The following is a 22,716-nucleotide window of genomic DNA, read 5'->3' on the forward strand; positions in this document are numbered from 1 at the left end:
CGGTCGCTATGGGTCGTTTTGCTTTAAAAATCGAATATGATGGTGCGCCATTCGCAGGATGGCAGCGGCAAGCGGATCAACCGTCCGTGCAAAGCGCGATTGAAACCGCATTGGCCAAACTGGAACCGGGTGCGCATACGATCGCAGCCGCGGGTCGCACAGACGCGGGCGTGCACGGTTGGGGGCAAGTTGCCCATTGCGATCTGCAAAAAGACTGGGATCCGTTCCGCCTGTCAGAAGCGCTTAATTACCATCTCAAGCCGGATCCCGTTGCGATCGTTGCATGTGCCCGCGTTGACGATGCGTTTCACGCTCGTTTTTCTGCCGTGGCCCGCCATTACATCTTTCGCATCATGGCCCGCAGGGCGCCGCTGACATTTGGCCATGGGCAATTCTGGCGGGTTAATCATGACCTTGACCTTGATGCGATGCAGGCAGGTGCCGCAGCTTTGCTTGGTGAACATGATTTCACGACTTTCCGGTCAACGATGTGCCAGGCGGCAAGTCCGGTTAAGACTCTAGACCGTCTTGACGTCGCGCGCATCGTGCAACCCGAAGGCATCGAGTACCGCTTTGACGTCCGCGCCCGATCATTTCTGCATAACCAAGTGCGCAGTTTTGTCGGGACCCTTGAACGTGTTGGAACGGGCGCTTGGGTTCCGGAAGATGTGGCCAAAGCGCTTGCTGCAAAAGACCGGTCGGCTTGCGGCCCCGTCTGCCCACCACAGGGCCTTTATTTGGCCCATGTGGTTTATCCGGATGACCCGTTCGCGAATTAACCGCAAAAGTGATCGAAAACAGCGCAAGTTATCGCCAGAATATCAAAACACGCATTTTCCCGCGCGACGCTACAGTCTAATGTTCAAGGAACTAATCGACGCCCAAAGGGCTGTTCGACGAACTATTGGGGCGGCTATGAGATTTTCCTTCGCAACGGCAACAGGTCTTCTGGGCCTCTTCGCGCTTCCTGCGGTGGCGCAGGACATCACATTCGACGCAGGTGATGCAAGCGACACACTCAGAGGCGAATTGCGGTCCGCGTCGTTGGTTCTGGCTTTAAAAGGCGAAGAAACCACGCAAGCGCAAGACCTCGTTGCCGCCGCGCGCGCCGACTACCGACGCATCCTGACGGCGCTTTATTCTGCGGGATATTATGGCGGCGAAATCGGCATTCTGGTTAACGGACGCGAAGCGGCTGGCATTCCCGCACTTGATGCCCCACAAACGATCAATTCCATCGCAATTTCCGTCACCCCAGGTCCGAAGTTTCAATTCGGGGAAGCCGTTGTAGGCCCAGCACCGTCCACCGCTGTTCTGCCCGCGGGATTTGCCACCGGATCAGGTGCCAGCACCGACGTGATCCGAAGCGCCGTCAGCGCTGTTGTAACAGCTTGGCAAGACGCAGGTTATGCCAAAGCAGGCGCTGATGGTCAGCGGATCACAGCACGCCACCGCGACGAAACGTTGGATGTGAATGTGACCATCGCAACTGGACCGCAATTGACCTTTGGCGATCTAATTGTCAGCGGGAATACCGCTGTGCGAACAGATCGTATTGTCGCAATCGCCGGCCTGCCGACGGGATCGGTGTATTCACCCGACGACCTGACAAAGGCGGAACGGCGACTGCGCGACACCGGTGCCTTCGATAGTGTTGCCTTGGTCGAAGCTGAAAACATCGCAGCCGGTGATGTGTTGCCGATCACCGCCCAAGTCGCAGAGGCCAAGCCACGGCGTTTTGGCTTTGGCGTTGAACTGTCGTCAATCGAAGGGCTGGGAACGTCGGCCTATTGGCTTCACCGGAACTATTTCGGCGGCGCGGAACAGTTTCGCGTGGGCGCTGATGTATCCGGCATTGGCGGCGAAACGGGGGGCGTCGATTACAGGCTGAATGCAAGTTTGAAACGTCCAGCGGTTTACGGCCCCGATACAGACTTTCTGATTTCTGCTGAAATCAGCCGCGAAGACGAACCCGATTACATTCTGGATCAAGCCGCTGTGGAAGCCACGCTGACCCGATTGACCCGCGAAGATCTTGAGATATCGGGCGGTTTCGGGCTGATCACAGCCCGCGAAGAAACAGAAGCGGGTGTGCGCGAATTTACGTTGCTGACAGCGCCGTTAGGCGCGACGCTTGATCGCCGTGACGATGCAACAAACGCCAACAACGGTTACTACATCGACATTGATGCGACCCCGTTTCTTAGCATCGATGGCGCGGACAATGGCGCACGGCTTTTTGCTGACACACGTGGATATCGCAGCTTTGGCGAAGAAGATCGGTTCACATTGGCCGCCCGCAGCCAAATTGGCTCCGTACTAGGCGCCGATGCGGAAGATGCGCCTGCAGACTTCCTGTTCTTTTCTGGCGGCGGCGGCACCGTGCGCGGACAACCGTACAACGTACTTGGGATCGACACTGTGATTGATGGTGAAACTGTCGGTCGCGGTGGATTGTCCTTTGCTGGCGCACAATTGGAAGCCCGCTACGGTGTCACGGGTACCATTGGCGTTGTTGGCTTTTATGACGTGGGATTTGTTGGCGAAACCTCTGATCCATTCGGTGACGGGGGTTGGCACGCGGGTGCGGGTCTTGGCATCAGATACGACACCGGCATCGGCCCGATCCGGTTGGATATTGCCACCCCCACAACCGGCGGTAACGCAGGCGAACGCGTAGAAGTTTATATCGGCATTGGACAATCATTTTGAGATACCTTCTGATCACATGTGCGCTTGTCACAACCCCTGCCCCGATCATCGCCCAGACCACGCAGGAAGACGAAGATAAAAGTTACCTGACCACGTTGATTGAAGACAACTTGTCCGGGGTCAGCCGTAGCGTAAATATCTCAGGTTTTCGCGGTGCGCTCAGTTCAGAAGCTACGATTGATCGATTAACGATTTCGGACGAAGACGGCGTCTGGCTCACCCTTGAGGACGTTGTTCTGGATTGGAACCGGTCCGCGTTGCTGCGTGGCCGTATCGAGGTCGAACAACTAAGCGCGGTCAAAATTATCGTGGCACGCGCCCCGATATCCGAGACGACAACTCCGTCAGCGGAATCGCAACCCTTCGCCTTGCCCGAACTTCCCGTCAGTATCGAACTTGGCACCCTACAGATCGACCGGATCGAGCTGGGCGAAAGTTTTCTTGGCGAACCGGTTAACATCAGCCTCACAGGAAGTGCGACGCTTGAAGGTGGTGAAGGCACGGCCAACGTCACCGCCATCCGCCTTGATGAAACTGATGGGCGCTTTGTCATCGACGGAAGCTACAGCAACGAAACAACGATTCTCGATCTTACCCTCGACGTAAGCGAAGCCGCAGGTGGCATTGCGGCCAAACAACTTGATATTCCGGATCAACCGGCACTTGCGCTGACCGTCGCGGGCGACGGTCCCCTTGACAGTTTTGCTGCAGATATCGCACTAGCGACCGATGGCGTGGACCGGATTGCGGGCCAATTCGCGCTCGAGACAATCGACGACAATCAAGCGTTTCAACTGAACATCGGCGGCGATCTGACACCGTTGCTGGAAGGCGATTACCATGACTTCTTCGGCGACGATGTCGATCTTGTCGCTGCAGGTCGCCAGTTACCCGACGGGCGGTTTGATCTCAGCGATCTTGATCTCACAGCCCAACGATTGCAGTTGACTGGTGGTGCATTGATCGGTGCCGAAGGCTGGCCTGAACGTTTAAACCTAAGGGGGCAGATCAACGACCCGACAGGCGATGTTGTTCTGTTGCCGCTTGCTGGTCCGAAGACATTTGTCGACGACGTGTCGCTGAATGTGCAATACGATCAAGCGGTTTCCGACGATTGGACGGCGTCCTTCGTCATCAATGGCTACGATCGCCCTGGATTGTATATTTCGGAAATTGACCTATCCGGCGGCGGCATTTTGCAGGCTGGTGAAGGGGCTGACCAAACGGGTCGCGTCACGGCCGATTTCACATATGCGGCCAGCGGCTTAGAATTGGATGATCCCGGCACGGCGCAGGCCTTTGGCGACGCGGTCACGGGCACGATCTTGGCAAACAAGGTCGAGGACGAACCGTTCATTATCGAAGAACTCACCCTTCGCGGTCCTGGGTTGGAAGCCGACGCAAACGCGCAGATCGGCACATCAAGCGAAGCCATTCGTATCACCGCCACATCAGCGTTGCGCGTGTCCGCTTTGGGGCGATTTTCGACACTTGCGGGACGCGATCTCGGCGGTGCTGCTAACGTCGATATCAACGCGGACGTCGATTTGCTGAACGACCTTTACGACATCACTGCTGCAGGCACCACGACCGACCTCGCCGTTGACGTGCCACAGGCCGATCCGCTGCTGGCTGGTGACGGCGATATTTCCGTCGCCTTTGTACGGGACCCAGACGGTACGCGATTGGAAACCTTCGAAATCACAACCGCCGCGGCGCAGATTACGGCGGATGCTGATCTGACCTCTGACGGGAGCGACGCGCGTTTCCAAGCCCAAATAGCAGACATCAGCTTGGTCGAACCAAGCCTTTCAGGGCCGGTCACGCTTGGCGGTACGGTGTCCCAAGACGCTGAAAAGGTTGTGACCTTTGATATCACCGGCGACGGTCCAGATGTCACCTTGCAGGCGAAAGGCAACGCACAACCTCTCGAAACGGGATACAACGTACTCGCAAATGTCGCGGCAGATATCGCTGACTTGGACACCTATGCTGCGCTGGCAGGCCGCCCGTTGGACGGGGCGATAGACGCCCAGCTGTCCGGTGTTCTGTTGACCGAAGGGCTGCGGTTCAATGGCGAATTGTCGGCAACAACAAACGATCTGGTCATTGGTATCGACCAATTTGATCCCCTGCTTGCTGGTCGCGGCACCGTTTCGGTCGGATTGGAACGCAACACAGAAACGCAATACCGCGCCCGCGATCTTGTTTTGCGCATGCCGCAGATCACGCTGGATGCGGATGCGACCGTGGATACCCAAGGCCCGCTCGACGCGGATTTCAACCTGCGGATTGCCGACGTGGGGCTTGTTGTACCTGAAATATCAGGGCCACTGACGGCGATCGGGACAGCTTCACGCGACACCGACGGGGTGGCAATTGTTGATGCGTCCGCCACGGCACCTGGCGTAAATTTGACGGCCGATGTTGCGATTGCGCCCGAAACGAACGCAATCTCCGGCAATATCCAAGCGCGGGTGAATGACCTCAGCGATTACCGTTCGTTGATCGGTCAGCCGGTCAGCGGCGGGGTAACGGCGGACATTTCAGGGCGGCTATTGCCCGATCTTTCCGAACTTGATGTAACGCTCGACGTGGCAACGCGCGACTTGCAGACCGGCGTCACCCAAGTTGACCCATTGCTGACGGGCGAAGGTCGTGTTCAAGGCATTGCACGGCGCGATACGGTGGGAATCACCATCCCTGCCCTGCAAGCCAGCACCCCGCATTTCGATCTGAGCGCAACATTGTCACAGCTCGAACAAGGCGGAACGGGCACTTTTGATCTTAACCTGCAGGACATCGGTCTTGTCGCAGACGGCATCAACGGACCAGCCACAGCGAAGGGGCAAGCCGACCAGTCCGCGAACGGCGACTGGACCGTCGACGCGGACGTCACAGCCCCAGGTGCCGATATCAACGCGGACGTCACCATCGCAGCAGAAACCAACGAAATCAGTGGCGCGCTACAGGCCGCCATCAATGATTTGTCGGCCTATCGTCCGCTGATTGGTCAGCCTGTGTCGGGTGGAGTAAATGCGACTGTTGTCGGTTCGGTTCTGCCGGATCTCAGCGCATTTTCCGCCGACATCGACGTCGCAACCCGCGATCTTGCCATCGGCAATCCGACCGCTGACCTATTGCTGCGCGGCGCGGGGTCGCTTGATCTTACGGCCGCGCGGACCAGCAACGGCATCCGGATCAGCAACCTGGCCGCCAGTACCAACAACGTCACTGTGAACGGAAATCTGGACGCGAACGATAATGGGAACAGCACTGGGCAGTTTGACGCGCAGCTGCGTGACATTGGCATCTTTACGGATCAACTCAGCGGTCCTGTGACAGCCACCGGCACCGCTTCGGTGGCATCAAACGGGACCATTGGTTTGAACATTGATGGCACAGGTCCGGGTGGGATCACCGCACGTGCAGATGGCACTGTGGCCTCCGGTGGTGATCTGAACATCGACGTAGACGGGGTTGTGCCGTTGGCTTTGGCAAACGAGGCTATCGCTCCGCGTAGCGTCAATGGGACTGCGACGCTTGACCTATCCATCAACGGGCCTGCATCGCTTGAAGCCGTGTCAGGTCGCGTTTCAATCAACGACGCAAGGCTGTCCGCGCCGACATTCGCACAAGCCCTTGAAGATATTTCCGGCAACATCGGCCTATCCAACGGGACAGCCCAGCTTTCTATCACTGGCAACGTGCCAACAGGCGGCAACATCGCAGTGTCCGGACCAATCGGACTGACGGGCAGCATGCAAGCAGATGTCACCGCAAATTTGAACGACGTGGTCGTCAGCGATCCCGAACTTTATGAAACCAGCATAGATGGCCAAGTTGCGATCCGCGGCCCGCTCAGCGGTGGTGCGAACATCGCCGGTACACTGACGCTTGGTCAGACAGATGTGCAGGTACCATCGTCGGGCGTTGGATCACTTGGCGACCTGCCGGATGTGGTTCACATCGGGCAAAACGGTCGCGTGCAACGCACGTTGGACAAAGCGGGCGTGACACTGCCAGAAGAAACCACGCAGTCCGAAACCTCCGGCACCGCCTTCCCGCTGGATATTACAGTAAACGCGCCATCGCGTATCTTTATCCGTGGTCGTGGTCTTGATGCGGAATTGGGCGGCAGCCTCACGCTTGGCGGAACGACCGCGAACATCGTGCCTGTGGGCCAATTTTCATTGATACGCGGTCGGTTGGACATTCTGCAGCAGCGGTTCGAACTGGCAGAAGGTGTCGCGTCATTGCAAGGTGACTTTTCGCCCTATATCCGTCTTGTCGCAGAAACAGAGGCGCAGACTGGCACGCAAATCAGGATCATCGTTGAAGGTCCGGCTGACGCCCCCGAAGTCAGCTTTGAATCGACCCCGCAATTGCCGCAGGACGAAGTCCTTTCGCAGCTAATCTTTGGCCGCAACCTGTCCGAAATCAGCCCCTTACAGGCCGTTCAATTGGCGGCTGCGGTCGGTACATTGGCAGGACGCGGCGGCGGCGGTTTGATCGACGGGTTCCGGCAGGAACTGGGTCTGGATGACTTTGATGTAACGACCGATGAAGACGGCAACGCCGCGGTGCGCGCGGGCGCATATCTGTCCGAGAACGTCTATACAGACGTGACGATCAATTCCGAAGGCGAGACCGAGATTAACCTGAACCTCGATATCACCGACGAAATCACCGCCAAAGGTACGGTCGATGCGGACGGTGAGACAAGTATCGGGATTTTCTTTGAGCGTGACTACTAAATACAAACGTATCGCCCGCCGCAGGCAATAGGTGCCTCCGGCGGGGATATTGAGGGCCAAAAGAATGGAGGCATCAGCCTGCCGACAACACCTGTAGCGGTTCGTGGAACGGGCACGCGACTTCGTGGCCCTGTCCCAATTGCTGCATCACAGGGCGATCACCTGCGCAGGACGCCTGTACCTTTGGGCAGCGCGTGCGGAACACACAGCCCGATGGCGGTGCAAGTGGCGATGGCAATTCACCATCAAGGATCGGACGCACACGCGCCTTTTCCAGCACGGGATCAGGGATCGGCACGGATGAAATCAAGGCTTGGCTATACGGATGTTCCGGCGCTGTCGTCAGCGTAACTGCATCCGCCTTTTCCATCTGCCGTCCAAGATACATCACGATGATATCGTCCGAGATATGTTTCACCACAGACAGATCGTGCGCGATGAAAATCATCGACAGGTTCAGGTCTTTTTGCAGTTCCATCAACAGGTTGACCACCTGCGCCTGCACGGACACATCCAACGCGGACACAGGTTCGTCGCAAATCACCAACTTGGGTTTCAGGATCAATGCACGCGCAATCCCGATCCGCTGGCATTGCCCGCCAGAAAATTCGTGCGGGTAACGATTGATCAGGTTCGGCAGTAGCCCGACCCGTTCCATCAATTCGCGCACGCGGGCTTTGACCTCTGCACGCGGCGTAGACGGTTCGTGGGTGATCAGCGGCTCTGCGATGATTTCACCGACGGTCATGCGCGGATTCAACGCGGCCAATGGGTCTTGAAAAATCATCTGCACGTCGCGGCGGTGAACGCGGCGTTGCCGTGTGTCCATATTTGCCAGATCAGCGCCTTCGAAATTGATTTGGCCACCAGTGCTGGGCACGGTTCCGACGATCGCGCGCGCAAGCGTCGACTTACCTGACCCGCTTTCGCCCACAACGCCAAGGCATTGGCCAGGTTGCAGATCAAACGACATCTCTGACACCGCATGCAATTTCAGCGGCGGAGTCCAAGGCCACGATCCGGGTCTGCGCACGTCAAATGTTACAGATAGGTCTTTAACCGATAAGATTGGGCCAGTCATGACATCACCTCTTCAGCAGGAAGGTGGCAGGCGCGGCGGCAATCACCGAAGACTTCCAACGGCGGGCGTCTCGATGGGCAATGGTCCATAACCACCGAACAGCGCGGCGAAAAAGGACAGCCCACAGGCAGGCGCGACATGTCGGGCGGTTCACCAGCAATTGTTTGCAATGCCGCATCAGCGCGGTCGAGCCGTGGCACGGCCTGCAACAAACCTTTGGTGTAAGGATGGGTCGGAGATTTGAACAACACGCCAGTTTCTGCCTCTTCCATCACCTGACCGCCGTACATCACAAGCGTCCGGTCGCAGAAACCAGCAACAACGCCAAGGTCATGCGTAATCAGAATAATTGCCGTGCCAAAATCATCGCGAATATCATCAAACAATTGCATGATTTGCGCCTGCACCGTCACATCAAGTGCGGTAGTCGGTTCATCCGCGATCAGCAGTTTCGGCTGACAGAGCAGCGACATCGCGATCATGATACGTTGCCGCATGCCACCGGAAAATTCGTGCGGATACATAGTGATCCGGTTCTTTGCATCGGGAATTTTCACGGCATCAAGCATCTTGGCCGCCTCGGCGACCGCCGCGCGTTTTGACATGCCTTTGTGGATTTGCAGGACTTCGGCCATCTGATCCGAAATCCGCAAATACGGGTTCAGTGATGTCATCGGGTCTTGGAAAATCATTGCGATGTCTTGACTGCGGATCTTGTTCAGTTCCCGCCGTTTCATCGTGAGCAGGTCTTTTCCGTCAAACATCGCGCGGCCAGTCGCCCGCCCGTTTTGCGCCAGAATACCCATCGTGGCAAAGGCGGTCTGTGATTTACCCGATCCGCTTTCCCCCACAATCGCAAGGGTTTCACCTGCGTCGATCCCAAAGCTGACACCGTTCACAGCGTTGACTTCGCCATCTGCGGTTTTGAACGTGACCTTCAGGTCTTCGATATCCAGAAGTGCCATATCAGCGGTCCTTAGGGTCGAGTGCGTCACGCAGGCCATCGCCTACAAAGAAGAACGCAAAGATGGTCAGCACAAAGGCGATCAGTGGAAACTGCAATTGCCAGATTGTGCCGTTAAACATGTTGGACGCGCCTTCAGACAGCAGCGCACCGAGCGATGTATTCGGTTCTTGAACGCCGAGGCCAAGGAAGCTGATGAAGCTCTCAAAAATGATCAGCTGCGGCACCAACAGCGTGGCATAGACCGCGACGATCCCTAAAAGGTTGGGCACGATATGACGCAAGATGATCTTCGCCGGATGCACACCGATTGCATGTGCGACCTCTACGAATTCTTTGTTCTTGATCGTCAGCGTTTGGCCCCGTGCAATTCGCGCCATGTCGAGCCATGAAATTAGGCCGATCCCGAGGAACAACATGAACATTGATCGACCGAAAATCACCAACATCAAGATCAGAACAAACATGAACGGGATCGACATCAGTACGTCCACCGTCCGCATCATGATCCCGTCAACACGACCGCCAAAATAGCCAGCGGTCGCGCCGTACAAAGTACCAACAATCACCGCCACAGCCGCACCTACGATGCCAACCATAATCGAAATCGCAGTCCCCTGCACAACACGCGCATACAGATCACGGCCCGACGCATCTGTGCCGAAGAAATGGCCGGTCTCCAGCGACGGCACACCTTTGTAGGCGTTGGCCCCCATCAGGGAAAAGTCGACAACGTCGCGCTCGTATTCGGTCAACAGCCCGCCGAATAGGGCAAAGGCCATAACGAAGACCAACAGGACCAGGCCAAACACGGCCGCTTTATTACGGAAGAACCGCGTGCGGGCATCGGCCCAAAGCGACCGACCTTGGATTTCGGCCAGTTGCATGGAGTCGCCAACAGCTTCGACATCTTTTGCTTGTGGTAACATCGCCCTGCCCCCTTAGTACCGGATTTTCGGGTCGATCCATGCGTAAAGCACATCGACCAGAAGGTTGAACAGGATAGTCAAAGACCCCACCAAAATGGTGATCCCCATGATCACGGAATAGTCGCGGTTAAACGCGGAATCGACAAAGAAGCGACCAATGCCACCTGTCGAGAAAAAGATATCAATCACAACCGACCCCGTAATCATCCCCACAAACGTTGGCCCGAGGTAGGACAACACTGGCAAGATCGCAGGCTTCAACGCATGACGGAAAATGACGCGTGCGGGTGACAGACCCTTTGCCTGTGCCGTGCGAATAAAGTTCGTGTTCAGAACTTCCAACATCGACGACCGCGTGATCCGCGCAATGGAAGCCATGTACGACGTGGATAGCGCGATCACGGGCATGATCAGGTTTTCCCACTGCCCTCCGTTCCAGCCACCACCTGGCAACCAGCCAAGCCACAGGGTGAAGACCAACACAAGGATCGGGGCCATAACGAAGTTAGGCAGCACCTGCGCACCGATGGTAAACCCAACGGCCAGATAATCCAGCCACGAATTCTGTTTGATCGCAGCAGCAGCGCCGACCGAGACACCAACAATAGCCGCCACAAGGAACGACCAAGCACCGTAGGTCAACGTCACAGGAAAGCCTTGTGAAATGATGTCGTTCACACTGCGGTCTTTGTACTGGAACGACGGGCCGAAATCGAATTGGGTCACGACACCGACCACGTAATTCACGATCTGCTTCCAGAACGGCTGATCAAGTCCGTATTTGGCTTCGATGTTCGCCAAAACAGCAGGCGGCAAAGGGCGTTCGGAATTGAAAGGGCCGCCGGGGGCTGCGTACATCAGCACAAACGACAGGACCACTAGGATCAACAACGTCGGTATGGCGACGGCAAGGCGTCGGGCGATAAAGCTTAACATGTCATGGGTGTCCGCATTGCAAAGTGCGTAAAATAGGGAACACGCCCCCGGTCTGAAACCGGAGGCGTGCCAGCAATCAAAGTTGCTTATTCAGCGATCTTATACAGATCTTTTGAGTACCAGTTCTGCTGGAAGTTTGTGAACGGCCAGCCACCAACAGCGGCGTTTTGCATGTTCACTTCAGCGTAGTGGTAGATCGGGATGATCGGCAGGTCTTCTGCGATGATCTGCTCTACTTCGGTGTAAGCCGCCTGTGGGTTATCAGACGTCTTCGCCTCTGCCATCAATTCGTCTACGCGTGGGTTTGCGTATTTCGCATCGTTGTAGCCTGAATCGGACTGCATCAGGTCAAGGAATGTGGACGCTTCGTTGTAGTCCGCACACCAACCTGCACGTGCAATCTCATAGTCTTGGTTGCCGCGTGTTTCCAAGAATGTCTGCCATTCTTGGTTTGCCAGTTCTGTTTCCACACCCAATGTCTGCTTCCACATCTGGGACACAGCAATCGCTACAGATTTGTGGCTTTCGTTGGTGTTGTAGATCAGGTTCAGATCAAGCGGATTGTCCGCGCCGTAACCAGCAGCTGTCATCAGCTCAACCGCTTTGGCGTTACGCTCTTCCTGCGTCATGCCTGCGATTGGGGTGTCTGGTGTTTCAAAGCCAGCAGTCGCCCAGTGCGTGAACGTGTAGGCAGGTTTCTGGCCGCCAGCCAGAACAGCTTCAACAATCACGTCGCGGTCGATTGCCATGGACAGCGCTTGACGTACGTTGACGTTTTTCAACGCAGGGTTCGTCGTGTCTGTCATGTTGATCGTGTAGTAGTAAGAACACGCAGACGGGACAGAAACGGCTTCGTCAGGACGTTCTGCGGACAAACGTGGGAACTGGCCTGCTGGGACGTCTGTCTGATCAAGTTCACCAGCAAGGTACCGTGTCAGCGCGATGTTTTCATCGGTGATAACCAGCTTGGTAACGGTGTCGATGATAGTGTTTTCGTTGTCCCAGTAGTTTTCGTTGCGCACGCGCACGAGTTTTTCCTGTGGAACGAATTCGGACAGCTTGTATGCGCCGTTGGACACGATGTTTTCTGGGGACGTCCAGTCAGAACCGAACTCTTCTACTGTCGCCTGGTGCACTGGGAAAGTTGTTGCGTGAACAACCATTTGCGCGAAATATGGCAGCGGCTGGGACAGGTTCACAACAAGCGTTGTGTCGTCTGGTGCAGACACACCAAGATCGGTAACTGGCTTGTCGCCTGCGATGACTTCAGCACCGTTTTCGATGGACATCAGTTCCATGTACCACGCGTATGGTGACGCCAGTTCTGGGGACGCCGCGCGCTGCCATGCGTAAACAAAATCGCCTGCAACCACTGTGTCGCCGTTCGACCACTTTGCGTTGTCGCGCAGTGTAAATGTGTATGTTTTGCCTTCGTTGGACACTTCATAACCAGTCGCGACACCCGGAATCAGGTTACCTTCGGCGTCTTGGTTCATCAGGCCTTCGAACAGGTCACGGACAACGGCAGAACCATCAACGTCTTCTGTGAGGCCCGGGTCATAAGACGGGCTTTCGTCGCCAACGCGGTATGTGAATGTCTGTTCAGTCGCCAGTGCTTCGCCCGTTTCAGGGTGCGTCGCGTGGCCGTCTGCGAATGCGGTGTTTGCTGCCAGCACAAGCGATGCCGCTGTGGTGGCTTTAAGGAACGTTGTCAGTGTCATTTGGAAGTCTCCCTAGGTGTCCGACCATTTGCTGGTCGTGCGTTTTGGTCGCCGCTGATAAAAATGCGGCGTTGATGGGGTATCTTTTGGGACGCCGTGTAAAAGTGCAAGCGACATTTTTTGATCAGCGAAGGACGTTGGGTCAGCTACAAAAATAGGCAAAAAAACGCATCAATATTTCAACCAACAACGCTTTTACGATACTTTATGATCCGAAGCCGATCATCTTATGCGCGAATCGGGGCCACGTTTTACATTGTCCGAAATTGACCTAAGTGCAGCATATGGATCAAACTGACCTTTCAATTCGCACCAAGCTACCCGACGCCCTGCGCGTCCTTCTTGAAACATACCCAAGGTCCAGCTGGGAACACGATCCTGGCTTTGACGGACTAATGCGGTTTTGGCTGGATCGGCACCTCATGTTCCGCAGAATTCTAAAACAGATGACCGATGAAGCTGAACAGATGCTCGACGACACCATGGACCCACGTGCTTATGCGGCCCACTTAGCACGCTATGGCGGCATGTTTGTGCAACAGCTTCATGGGCACCACACCATTGAAGACACGCAATATTTCCCCAAACTGATCGGCTTGGATAGTCGCGTATCAGGCGGTTTTGACATTTTGGACAAGGACCACCACGCGATTGATGGGCACCTCAACGATTTTGTGGAAGCCGCGAATGATGTTCTGAACCAACGCGACCAAAGCTTGAAGATGATCCCCGCGACTGATCGCTTTCGCAAACAACTGATCAGTCTCGAAAAACTCTTGGATCGTCACTTGATAGATGAGGAAGAACTGGTTGTGCCCGTTGTTCTGAAATACGGCGCGCCGGACATTTAACACACCCAATAAGAAAGACCCGCGCTGCAAAGCCTGCACCGCGGGTCATTCATTGGTAAATCAAGCTGGTTGAGATCAGCTCTTGTTCATCCGGTTCTCGATCAGATCATCAACAACGCTTGGATCAGCGAGCGTCGATGTATCGCCAAGCGCCCCAAAATCATCCTCGGCAATCTTACGAAGGATACGGCGCATGATTTTGCCGGACCGTGTTTTCGGCAAACCCGGCGCCCATTGGATCAGATCAGGCTTGGCGATTGGACCGATTTCCGACCGGACCCAAACCTCAAGCTCTTTGCGCAACTCTTCGGATGGTTCTTCGCCGCCCATCAAGCTGACGTAGGCGTAGATGCCCTGCCCTTTGATATCGTGCGGGAAACCAACAACTGCGGCTTCAGCTACTTTTGCGTGGGCAACCAAGGCGCTTTCGACTTCGGCTGTCCCCATGCGGTGACCAGATACGTTGATCACATCATCAACACGGCCTGTGATCCAGTAGTAGCCGTCTTCGTCCCGACGACAACCGTCACCGGTGAAGTAATAGCCTTTGTAATCCGCGAAATAGGTTTTCATGAACCGTTCATGATCACCCCAAACGGAACGCATCTGCCCCGGCCAACTGTCCTTGATGCACAGTACACCTTCGGCGGCAGTGTCGGTGATTTCTTCGCCGCCGGTCGGTTCAAGAATGACGGGTTGCACCCCAAAGAATGGCAATGTGGCCGATCCGGGTTTTGTGGCTGTCGCCCCCGGCAATGGCGTCAACAGATGACCACCCGTTTCAGTCTGCCACCACGTATCGACGATTGGAACGCTCCCCTTGCCGACGATGTTATGGTACCAATTCCATGCCTCAGGGTTGATCGGTTCACCGACGGTGCCCAGCACTTTGAGATCAGACAGGTCGTACTTTTCAACCCATTCGTTACCCTGCGCCATCAAGGCACGGATCGCGGTTGGTGCAGTGTAGAACTGGTTGACCTTGTGCTCTTCGCATACAGCCCAGAAACGGCCTGCGTCAGGATAGGTTGGCACACCTTCGAACATCAGCGTAGTCGCGCCGTTCGCCAGCGGGCCATACACGATGTAGCTGTGGCCGGTGACCCAACCCACATCCGCCGTACACCAGAACACGTCACCGTCATGGTAATCAAACGTGTATTGATGGGTCATCGACGCATACACAATGTAGCCGCCGGACGAATGAACAACACCTTTCGGCATCCCAGTGGACCCTGACGTGTAGAGAATGAACAGCGGATCTTCGGCGTTCATTTCTTCAGGCGGGCAGTCTGCGCTGACCTTTTCCTGCATCTCGTGCAACCAGTAGTCGCCTTCTTCACGCCATGCGATTTGCTGGCCAGTGCGTTTCACAACGAGGCATTTGACCGGATCAAAATCATTCAACAACGCCTGGTTCACGTTGTCCTTAAGGTTCGTGACACGGCCGCCACGCGGCGCACCGTCAGATGTAATCACAACCTTTGCATCACAGGCATTAACCCGTGCGCCCAGCGCATCGGCAGAGAAACCGGCAAACACAATCGAGTGGATCGCACCAATGCGCGCGCAAGCCAGCATCGCATAAGCAGCTTCAGGGATCATCGGCATATAAATGACCACGCGGTCGCCTTTGCCCACGCCCATCTCTTTGAGAACATTTGCGAATTTGCAGACATGACCGTGCAGGTCTTTGTAGGTGATATGCAATGCGCCATCTTTGGGATCATCAGGCTCCCAGATGATCGCAGTCTGATCACCGCGTTCCGCAAGATGCCGATCAATACAGTTCGCAGCAACGTTCAGCGTGCCGTCTTCGAACCATTTGATATCAACATCACCAAAATCAAAACGCGCATTTTTGACCTTCGTATATGGCTTCATCCAATCGATCCGCTTGCCGTGCTCCCCCCAGAACGCCGCAGGATCGGAGATGGATTGTTCATACATCGCCTCGTAAGTGGCCTGATCCGCATGCGCACGCGCAGCGGCTTCGGCGGATGGTGGATAACGATCTGACATATTGGTTCCTCCCCCCAAATTTGATAGTTGGGGGGCATCATGAGCAGAAATCGCAAAAAGCCAAGTTCGCCTAGGTCGTATATGGTCAGTTTGTGTAAATTTTCAGCGGAGCGCGAACTGATGCTGTCAATTATTTTACAACCTGCGAGGCTATCTTGTCCGCTATCGTAATATTGGGGGCCGCAGTTTGGCCCGACGGCCCGTCACCTACGTTGCGCCGCAGAACGCTGCATGCAGCCTCGCTGTGGCAACAAAATCCCGCGCAGATCATTGTGGCCTGCGGCGGCTTGGGGAAAAACGCCCCGACGGAAGCCACCGTGATGCGCGACCTATTGATCAACGCCAAAGTCCCAACCGACGTGATTCACTGCGATTATCAGTCCACATCGACCTATGAAAACCTGCGCAATGCCGCGCAAATCCTAAAACCCTTCGGAATCCGAAACATCACTATAGTGACGAACGGTTACCATGGGCCGCGGTCAAAACTGGTGGCCCGCGCGGTTGGCCTGAAACCGCAGGTCAGCGCGCCGGACATCACCGGCGCACATATGCCGAGCCACTACCGCATGGTCGCCCGCGAACTTCCGGCCATTCCGGCCTACGCAGCGCGACTGCTGTGGTGGCGGTTTCGCGATCGAAACCTTTAGAAGCCGCAGCGCAAAATCGCTTGAGCTGCCTGTGCGCGTGTCAAACCGCGTGCAGCCAAATCTTCGTCGCTCATCGCGTTCAACGCGTCCAGCTGTTCCATCCGCGAAGATTGGATCGTCGTGAAGAGCTTTACGACTGCTTGAAATGGCAAAGCCAAGAACGAACCGATCATCTCGCGGGTCGTCATCATTGTGTTCATGTTATAAGTAGACATGGAAAGCATCCTTAATTCGTTACCTTCCTCCCACCACAAAAATGGGCCCATTTGCATGGACCCACAACTCTCATTCCTGCAAGGCTGTTATGCACTTTCTGCATCGCAGCATGCGCTTCGTTGTCAAAGTGGGTTATCCATACGCACTTGATACCTGATCCGCCCTTTGACAGCCGTCCCAAAGGTGAACCTAGTCTCGCTTTTGTTCGATCCAAGGTTATCGGTCACATAGGGCATCTCAAAAACCGCATCATTGCTCGCGTTTTGCAAAGGACCGTCCGCCGCAATCGAATCAACAAAGCGGGCTTGGCCACCGAAGGGCAACAGAGGCGCCGCATCAAACTGCCAAGTCGTCGACGGCGTGGCTTGGGTGGCATCCATCGGCGCAGGATTGTAGCAAGGTTCATCCACGCCGTGAAACGTGTTGTCAGTAAAACTGACACCGCGCGCACGCCCAAAATCAAGATCATCAAATGACGTATCAACAGATTCCACACGATCAATCGCACCATTGAGCGTGCGAAACACGTTGGAAACGACAGATAACCCGTGAATGAAATGGTTCGGGCCATATGGCTTGATCACAATGAAATTGAACCAACGCGCGACGTCATTCGCCGTGAAGATATTGCCAGTGATCGTCAAACCGCCAAAGGAAAACTGGGACGCAAATTCAGGCTCTGCCTCATGTTCGTTCGTCAGTTCGATAAAGTTGTTATCGATGTAATTGCCCGTGATGATCGATTTGCTGTTTGGCAGGGTGAAAATCATCCCGCCCAACCGCACCCCGTCTGTCGTTTGATCTCCGTGGAACCAATGGTTGCCAGACACAAGGTTGCCGGATCCCGCCAAGACGCAAAAATGTTTGAACAAAGCGACGCGATTGTCCCTGATCTTCACATCATTTGCATTGGCATTGAACGCGATGGTTTTGCGGGAAGACACCGACAAAGGTTGTTCGTTTGACGTGAAATTACACCGATCAATCATCATCCCCTGACAACCGGTGCCAATCGACGTGATCCCGCGATCTTTGGGCTTGGTCATGAAACTGTCGCGTACCTGAAAAATAAGCCCCTGCGGTGCCAACATAATTCCGCTTGCGATGCCGTCACATTGGAAATCAATATCATCCAAGATCATCTGATCCAGATCGGCGAAACCCGAAAAATCCAACATGTACTTGAAACGCTTGAAGGTGAAATTCTGCGTGCCAGCGGCATCAAACAGCGGTTGGCTTAGGTTCAAGGTCTTTGCGCCAACATTGACTGAGGTCACATAAACCTCGCGCCCGACACCGGCCCCTTCAATCAAAGACCCGATAGGAATATTCGCAACATTGGTCACATTCGACAGACGTCTGGCATTGCTCGTCGCATATGTCCCTTGCGACGTGACAACCGTCGTATCCCAATTGGCCCCGGCCACGGGCTGAAACTGGCCATTTCGGATCACACGCCGCGTGGCAAAAACCGTCCGCGTTGGATCAGCCGCCTGCATGTCGACCGGTTCGCGCAACGCAATGCGCCGCCCGCCCAAATCAAGTGATTCATGATCCGAAAAGTTCAAAAGCGCCTGAAACGCTTTTTTGAACGCCAATTCCTCGCCGCCAAACGCATCCAGATACAGTTGGTAATTGAAGTCGTGTTGCAGAATAAACCGATCTGCAGGGTCTTGCCGCACTGTCCCTTCGAACTTGATGCGGCTCTGAATCGTCACGCTATCGCCCAAATAATATTGACCAGTCGACACAAGCACCGTGCGGCCATTCGCAAAACCGTCGGCGGCCTCAAACGCGGCACTATCATCCGTCAAACCATCGCCTTTTGCCCCGAAATCACGCACATCTACGACAGACATGATATCGCGCAAAAACGCACTGGTGATATCCTCGATGATCAGATCATCAACCCGGATCAGCCCGCCGTTATCCCCAGTCAGATCGATCCCGAAATGACCGTAGGCTGCACCCGGCCAGACCATATCAACGCCCGTACGTTCGCCCAGCCCGATGATCGCGGATATCTCGACGATTTCGCCAATGGTGGTCAGCGTCGTGGCAGGCCCCGTCTCGGGCAGGCCGCCAACTTTGCCACCGCCAGACGCGCCGGGATAGCCTGAAATACGCACCGTCGGAAATGGACCAGCGACGGCTTTGACACGCGCCGTCACGCGTAAATAACACCCCGGCAAGATGGGCGTTTCGCCCATATACCGCAAACGTTGGGTGCCAGCGTTTTTCACCATCTCGAGACAACCGCCAAAGTCTTGATCAGCGGATACAAAAACACCTGACCCATCCGTGGCGTAGGTATCTGACCCAGGAGTACCATCTTCAGATGACCAAACACCCAGCCCCGCCACAAAGGGAAGCGGCATCAACACCACACCGTCAGTAATCGCCTTGTTCATGGAATATCCCTCATGAGTGCGGTGTGATCCGCAAAGGAACAACCATCCGCCATTTCAGTCGGGAATAGGGATAATCTGATCAGGTAAAGGCCGCCTGACAGCACCGTAACGGCGCCATGCGCAACGCTTAGGCGGCCAAGTCGGGTGCGACCAAAGCGACACCATTGATCTGCCAGCCGTTCGGCGTTTCAATCATCGCGTATTCCAGTGTATGAATAACGCCCTCAGCGTCTTTGATCATCACACGTTGCAAGATCATGCCCTGCTCTTCGCGTAAGTCCAAAAACCGCACATCTGAATTGTCCCACACCATCGGATAGCCGCGTTCGACCATCATTCCGAAATTCTGCGGTTCGCGGAAAATGCCTTGGATCATCGGGCTGGCGTAGGAAAACGCTTCTGTCACATCGCGATCGTTAAAGGCTTGTAATTGGCTTCCAATCACATCTTCAATCGCCTCATTGGCCTGCCCAAGCGCGGTGCCCGCCCACAAAACCAGCGCCGCAACGCCCATAAAAATTCGCTTCATGATCGTTCCATCCCTCTGCTGCATCATAGCAGATACGGATGAAGTGACTGTTAGGTTTCATTTTAGTGGCGCCAAACGAAAAAAGGCGCCACAAACGTGACGCCTTTCATAACCTGAAACGCTGTCGCGATACCGCTTATTTCGACAGCGCGTCTTCGATCAGAGCAACTGTTTCATCCACGCCGTAAAGCGCGATGAACCCACCAAAACGTGGACCCTGAGACGCGCCTAGCAGCACTTCATAAAGCGCTGTGAACCAGCCGCGCAGCGGGTCAAAAGCGTGTTCTTTACCAACCGCAAACACCATCGACTGCAGTTCCTCGGCATCCAGACCGCCGTCCCATGCCTTCAGACGCGCGACGAGGTCCGTCAAAGCCGCACGTTCCTGATCCGTTGGTGCGCGATACACTTTCGTCGGTTTGACGAAGTCATTGTAGTAACGCACCGCAAAACCGGCGGCCTGATCCAGTTGCGGATTATTTTCCGGCGACGCGTCTGGCGCATAGCGCTGGATAAAGCCCCAAAGCGTTTCCTTGTCTTCCGCACCGGACACCGAAGCCAGATTCAGCAGCATCGCAAAAGGCACAACCATATCGGACGACGGCACGTTGTGGCCGTGGATGTGGAACACAGGGTTGTTCATCTTCCCCTTCTCGTCCTGATCCGGATAGGCGCGCAATTGCTGGTGGTATTCATCCACAGCCTTCGGGATCACATCAAAATGCATCCGTTTTGCGGTCTTCGGCTTTTGGTACATGAAGTACGAAAGGCTTTCGGTCGCCGCATATGTCAGCCATTCGTCGATAGTCAGGCCGTTGCCGGACGTCTTGGAAATCTTGTGACCGTCTGCATCCAAGAACAGCTCGTATGTGAAATGCTCGGGCGCACGACCGCCCAATGTGCGGCAGATGCCGTCATAGATCGGCGTGTTTGTCGCGTGGTCCTTGCCGTACATCTCAAAATCAACGTCCAACGCAGCCCAGCGCGCGCCAAAATCAGGCTTCCACTGCAATTTGCAGTTTCCGCCCGTCACAGGGATCGTCACGTCCGTGCCGTCCTCATCCTCAAACGTGATCATGCCGTCTTTGGTCACTTCCTTCATCGGCACGTACAAAACCCGGCCAGAAGTCGGGGAAATCGGCAGGAAAATCGAATAGGTCTCGCGACGTTCTTCGCGCAATGACTTGAGCATGATCTTCATAATATCGTCGTAGCGATCAGCAGAGCGCAGCAAAATCTCGTCCATCTTGCCCGACCCGTAGTATTCGGTCGATGACGCGAATTCATATTCAAACCCGAAGGTATCCAAGAACGAATTCAGCTTCGCGTTCATATGATCGCCAAAACTGGCATGCGTGCCAAACGGATCAGGCACTTTCGTCAGCGGCATCTGCATGTATGGCACCAGCGCGTCAGGGTCCGGCACATTGCCAGGCACCTTACGCATCCCGTCCATATCGTCTGAGAAACACAGCAGTTTGGTTGGGATATCCGACAGCACCTCGAAGGCGCGCCGCACAGTTGTTGTGCGCGACACTTCGCCGAAGGTGCCGATATGCGGCAAACCAGATGGGCCATAGCCGGTTTCGAAAAGAACATAGCCCTTCTCGGGATCCTTCTTTTCATACCGTTTGAGCAGCTTACGGGCCTCTTCAAAGGGCCAAGCCTTGGAAGTCATCGCAGCATCACGCAAATTGGTCATATCGGTCTCTCATCTCAGAATCCCTGCCAGAATTGACAGCAATGGCGCACTCCCTATTGCGCGGGACGGGTGGCGTCAATAAATCGTAAGGGTGAAGCAAAAGGATTAACCTATGATCGAAGACGCCCCACTGACGGCCCAAGACGCACTTGTCGCCTTAATGATAGCGGTCTCAGCATCTGACGAAGATATTCGGACGTCAGAACTGGTGAAAATGACGACTTCAATCAATCACTTGCCGGTTTTCGCGGGCTACGACACCGAACGTACGCCGCGCACATCGAAAATGGTGTTCGATCTGCTCGAACAAGAAGACGGGCTTGAGGCACTATTCGGCCTGATCCGCGATGCCCTGCCGGAACGTTTGTTTGAAACCGCATACGCACTGTCCTGCGATGTGGCTGCAGCGGATGGCCTGATCGACGGGGCCGAGGCACGCATGCTCGAAGAAATTCGCGATGAGCTGGAATTGGACCGGCTTCACGCCGCCGCCATCGAACGCGGATCGCGCGCGCGGCACATGACGGCCTAAATGAGCCCGATTAAACAGAGAGAGCCCAAACTTGGGCCCTCTCAATTCAACACACCGCATTAGTTCGTCGCGGTGTCGTCCTCTGGCGCTTCGATATTCAACGTGGGAACGGTCACAGTTTCTGTGTTCGTTGTAATTTCAACGTCTGGAACTTCGACCTTAACATCAGTTTCGCCGACACTGATGCTGCCAACCTCTGCGTCAAATTCTGGCAGCTGGCCGCCTTCAACGTCGATATCGACGTCGGGTAGCGCCGCTTCTTGGGTTTGATCTACGTCTACCATAAAGACCGCGAAAGCGATCACAGCGATTGCAGCAACACCACCAACGATTGCAAGTACAGGTTTCATTTAATTCTCCTCATTCCTGCGCAGTCACAAAAGTTGACGCGCTTATGGAAGATGAGAACGGCATTCCTGATCTTTGGTTCCCAATTTTTTTATCGGAACGTTTTTTGTCGCGACCAGTTGGTCCACCAACGCAAACACAGTTTGGAGAAAGACAAATGGGTTACGGCATTTTCGGATTTTTAGTTTTGATTGCAGACCTTTATGCAATCTACCAAGTCATGACATCTAGTGCAGGAACGGCCGCAAAAGTTGCGTGGACCGTGGTTATCCTCGTCCTACCCGTCATTGGTTTTCTGGTGTGGGTTGGGTTCGGACCGCGTGGGCGTGCCACAGCCGCGTAACACATCACGACA

General features: G+C 55.1%; 18 protein-coding genes. 7 read left to right on the forward strand and 11 right to left on the reverse strand.

The genetic code is table 11. From position 1 onward, the window contains the following. The first annotated feature begins 8 nt into the window (after positions 1-8). The 3 genes from truA (at position 9) to MWU61_RS14475 (ending at position 7,469) form a co-directional block, all read left to right on the forward strand. Complete coding sequence (gene truA, locus MWU61_RS14465) at positions 9-779, forward strand: tRNA pseudouridine(38-40) synthase TruA (RefSeq protein ID WP_247129093.1); 771 nt, start codon at positions 9-11, stop codon at positions 777-779. A gap of 136 nt (positions 780-915) precedes the next feature. Further along, entirely contained in the window at positions 916-2,712 is a 1,797-nt protein-coding gene (locus tag MWU61_RS14470) for an autotransporter assembly complex family protein (protein WP_247129094.1), read from the forward strand. After that, a complete protein-coding gene (locus MWU61_RS14475) occupies positions 2,709-7,469 on the forward strand; it encodes a translocation/assembly module TamB domain-containing protein (protein ID WP_247129095.1) in 4,761 nt (1,586 codons plus the stop codon). Before MWU61_RS14470 ends, MWU61_RS14475 begins: the two co-directional genes overlap by 4 nt. Positions 7,470-7,542: 73 nt before the next feature. Here the strand turns inward: MWU61_RS14475 and MWU61_RS14480 are convergent, their stop codons facing one another. The 5 genes from MWU61_RS14480 to MWU61_RS14500 all read right to left on the reverse strand — a co-directional run bounded on the left by MWU61_RS14480 (position 7,543) and on the right by MWU61_RS14500 (position 13,100). After that, positions 7,543-8,550 carry an oligopeptide/dipeptide ABC transporter ATP-binding protein gene (locus MWU61_RS14480; protein WP_247129096.1) on the reverse strand — a complete coding sequence of 336 codons (1,008 nt, stop codon included), beginning with the start codon at positions 8,548-8,550 and terminating at the stop codon, positions 7,543-7,545. Next, positions 8,547-9,515: an oligopeptide/dipeptide ABC transporter ATP-binding protein gene (locus MWU61_RS14485; RefSeq protein ID WP_281502128.1), complete on the reverse strand. Its 969-nt coding sequence runs from the start codon at positions 9,513-9,515 to the stop codon at positions 8,547-8,549. The genes MWU61_RS14480 and MWU61_RS14485 overlap by 4 nt, the downstream gene beginning before the upstream one ends. Position 9,516: 1 nt before the next feature. Continuing rightward, positions 9,517-10,443 carry an ABC transporter permease subunit gene (locus MWU61_RS14490; protein WP_247129098.1) on the reverse strand — a complete coding sequence of 309 codons (927 nt, stop codon included), beginning with the start codon at positions 10,441-10,443 and terminating at the stop codon, positions 9,517-9,519. A gap of 12 nt (positions 10,444-10,455) precedes the next feature. Beyond that, complete coding sequence (gene oppB / locus MWU61_RS14495; RefSeq protein WP_247129099.1) at positions 10,456-11,379, reverse strand: oligopeptide ABC transporter permease OppB; 924 nt, start codon at positions 11,377-11,379, stop codon at positions 10,456-10,458. 86 nt (positions 11,380-11,465) lie between these two features. Then, complete coding sequence (locus MWU61_RS14500) at positions 11,466-13,100, reverse strand: peptide ABC transporter substrate-binding protein (protein ID WP_247129100.1); 1,635 nt, start codon at positions 13,098-13,100, stop codon at positions 11,466-11,468. A gap of 284 nt (positions 13,101-13,384) precedes the next feature. Here MWU61_RS14500 and MWU61_RS14505 point away from each other — a divergent pair, with 284 nt between their 5' ends. After that, positions 13,385-13,951 carry a hemerythrin domain-containing protein gene (locus tag MWU61_RS14505; RefSeq protein ID WP_247129101.1) on the forward strand — a complete coding sequence of 189 codons (567 nt, stop codon included), beginning with the start codon at positions 13,385-13,387 and terminating at the stop codon, positions 13,949-13,951. A gap of 75 nt (positions 13,952-14,026) precedes the next feature. Here MWU61_RS14505 and acs read toward each other — a convergent pair whose 3' ends face one another. After that, on the reverse strand, positions 14,027-15,973 hold the full coding sequence (acs, locus tag MWU61_RS14510; protein WP_247129102.1) for an acetate--CoA ligase: 1,947 nt from the start codon (positions 15,971-15,973) through the stop codon (positions 14,027-14,029). A 155-nt stretch (positions 15,974-16,128) separates the two neighbouring features. Between acs and MWU61_RS14515 the strand changes: the two genes are divergently transcribed. Next, the gene (locus MWU61_RS14515; protein ID WP_247129103.1) at positions 16,129-16,623 is read left to right on the forward strand and encodes a YdcF family protein; all 495 of its coding nucleotides are present in this window, start codon (positions 16,129-16,131) and stop codon (positions 16,621-16,623) included. Here the strand turns inward: MWU61_RS14515 and MWU61_RS14520 are convergent. From MWU61_RS14520 to MWU61_RS14535, 4 genes are all read right to left on the reverse strand, one after another. After that, positions 16,620-16,838 carry a DUF1127 domain-containing protein gene (locus tag MWU61_RS14520; RefSeq protein ID WP_247129104.1) on the reverse strand — a complete coding sequence of 73 codons (219 nt, stop codon included), beginning with the start codon at positions 16,836-16,838 and terminating at the stop codon, positions 16,620-16,622. The two genes, MWU61_RS14515 and MWU61_RS14520, sit on opposite strands and share 4 nt — an antisense overlap. 123 nt (positions 16,839-16,961) lie before the next feature. Then, a complete protein-coding gene (locus tag MWU61_RS14525; protein ID WP_247129105.1) occupies positions 16,962-19,250 on the reverse strand; it encodes a glycoside hydrolase family 55 protein in 2,289 nt (762 codons plus the stop codon). A gap of 127 nt (positions 19,251-19,377) precedes the next feature. Continuing rightward, a complete protein-coding gene (locus tag MWU61_RS14530; protein WP_247129106.1) occupies positions 19,378-19,779 on the reverse strand; it encodes a DUF4864 domain-containing protein in 402 nt (133 codons plus the stop codon). Between the two features lie 136 nt (positions 19,780-19,915). Further along, positions 19,916-21,481 carry a lysine--tRNA ligase gene (locus tag MWU61_RS14535; RefSeq protein ID WP_247129107.1) on the reverse strand — a complete coding sequence of 522 codons (1,566 nt, stop codon included), beginning with the start codon at positions 21,479-21,481 and terminating at the stop codon, positions 19,916-19,918. Between the two features lie 112 nt (positions 21,482-21,593). On the opposite strand from MWU61_RS14535, the gene MWU61_RS14540 reads away from it, so the two are divergent. After that, entirely contained in the window at positions 21,594-22,013 is a 420-nt protein-coding gene (locus tag MWU61_RS14540) for a tellurite resistance TerB family protein (RefSeq protein WP_247129108.1), read from the forward strand. Positions 22,014-22,072: 59 nt separating this feature from the next. On the opposite strand, the gene MWU61_RS14545 is transcribed toward MWU61_RS14540, so the two are convergent. Next, positions 22,073-22,363: a hypothetical protein gene (locus MWU61_RS14545; RefSeq protein ID WP_247129109.1), complete on the reverse strand. Its 291-nt coding sequence runs from the start codon at positions 22,361-22,363 to the stop codon at positions 22,073-22,075. 44 nt (positions 22,364-22,407) lie between these two features. Between MWU61_RS14545 and MWU61_RS19880 the strand changes: the two genes are divergently transcribed. After that, entirely contained in the window at positions 22,408-22,704 is a 297-nt protein-coding gene (locus MWU61_RS19880) for a PLD nuclease N-terminal domain-containing protein (RefSeq protein WP_348645587.1), read from the forward strand. Positions 22,705-22,716 lie beyond the last annotated feature (12 nt).

It is taken from the genome of Loktanella sp. F6476L (assembly GCF_023015725.1).
GTDB lineage: Bacteria > Pseudomonadota > Alphaproteobacteria > Rhodobacterales > Rhodobacteraceae > Yoonia.

Excerpts from the sequence above, each read along its gene's own strand:
- truA (WP_247129093.1), top strand. The coding sequence starts at position 9 with ATGGGTCGTTTTGCTTTAAAAATCGAATATGATGGTGCGCCATTCGCA.
- MWU61_RS14470 (WP_247129094.1), top strand. The coding sequence starts at position 916 with ATGAGATTTTCCTTCGCAACGGCAACAGGTCTTCTGGGCCTCTTCGCG.
- MWU61_RS14480 (WP_247129096.1), bottom strand. The coding sequence starts at position 8,550 with ATGACTGGCCCAATCTTATCGGTTAAAGACCTATCTGTAACATTTGAC.
- MWU61_RS14485 (WP_281502128.1), bottom strand. The coding sequence starts at position 9,515 with ATGGCACTTCTGGATATCGAAGACCTGAAGGTCACGTTCAAAACCGCA.
- MWU61_RS14490 (WP_247129098.1), bottom strand. The coding sequence starts at position 10,443 with ATGTTACCACAAGCAAAAGATGTCGAAGCTGTTGGCGACTCCATGCAA.
- oppB (WP_247129099.1), bottom strand. The coding sequence starts at position 11,379 with ATGTTAAGCTTTATCGCCCGACGCCTTGCCGTCGCCATACCGACGTTG.
- MWU61_RS14500 (WP_247129100.1), bottom strand. The coding sequence starts at position 13,100 with ATGACACTGACAACGTTCCTTAAAGCCACCACAGCGGCATCGCTTGTG.
- MWU61_RS14505 (WP_247129101.1), top strand. The coding sequence starts at position 13,385 with ATGGATCAAACTGACCTTTCAATTCGCACCAAGCTACCCGACGCCCTG.
- acs (WP_247129102.1), bottom strand. The coding sequence starts at position 15,973 with ATGTCAGATCGTTATCCACCATCCGCCGAAGCCGCTGCGCGTGCGCAT.
- MWU61_RS14520 (WP_247129104.1), bottom strand. The coding sequence starts at position 16,838 with ATGTCTACTTATAACATGAACACAATGATGACGACCCGCGAGATGATC.
- MWU61_RS14525 (WP_247129105.1), bottom strand. The coding sequence starts at position 19,250 with ATGAACAAGGCGATTACTGACGGTGTGGTGTTGATGCCGCTTCCCTTT.
- MWU61_RS14530 (WP_247129106.1), bottom strand. The coding sequence starts at position 19,779 with ATGAAGCGAATTTTTATGGGCGTTGCGGCGCTGGTTTTGTGGGCGGGC.
- MWU61_RS14535 (WP_247129107.1), bottom strand. The coding sequence starts at position 21,481 with ATGACCAATTTGCGTGATGCTGCGATGACTTCCAAGGCTTGGCCCTTT.
- MWU61_RS14540 (WP_247129108.1), top strand. The coding sequence starts at position 21,594 with ATGATCGAAGACGCCCCACTGACGGCCCAAGACGCACTTGTCGCCTTA.
- MWU61_RS14545 (WP_247129109.1), bottom strand. The coding sequence starts at position 22,363 with ATGAAACCTGTACTTGCAATCGTTGGTGGTGTTGCTGCAATCGCTGTG.
- MWU61_RS19880 (WP_348645587.1), top strand. The coding sequence starts at position 22,408 with ATGGAAGATGAGAACGGCATTCCTGATCTTTGGTTCCCAATTTTTTTA.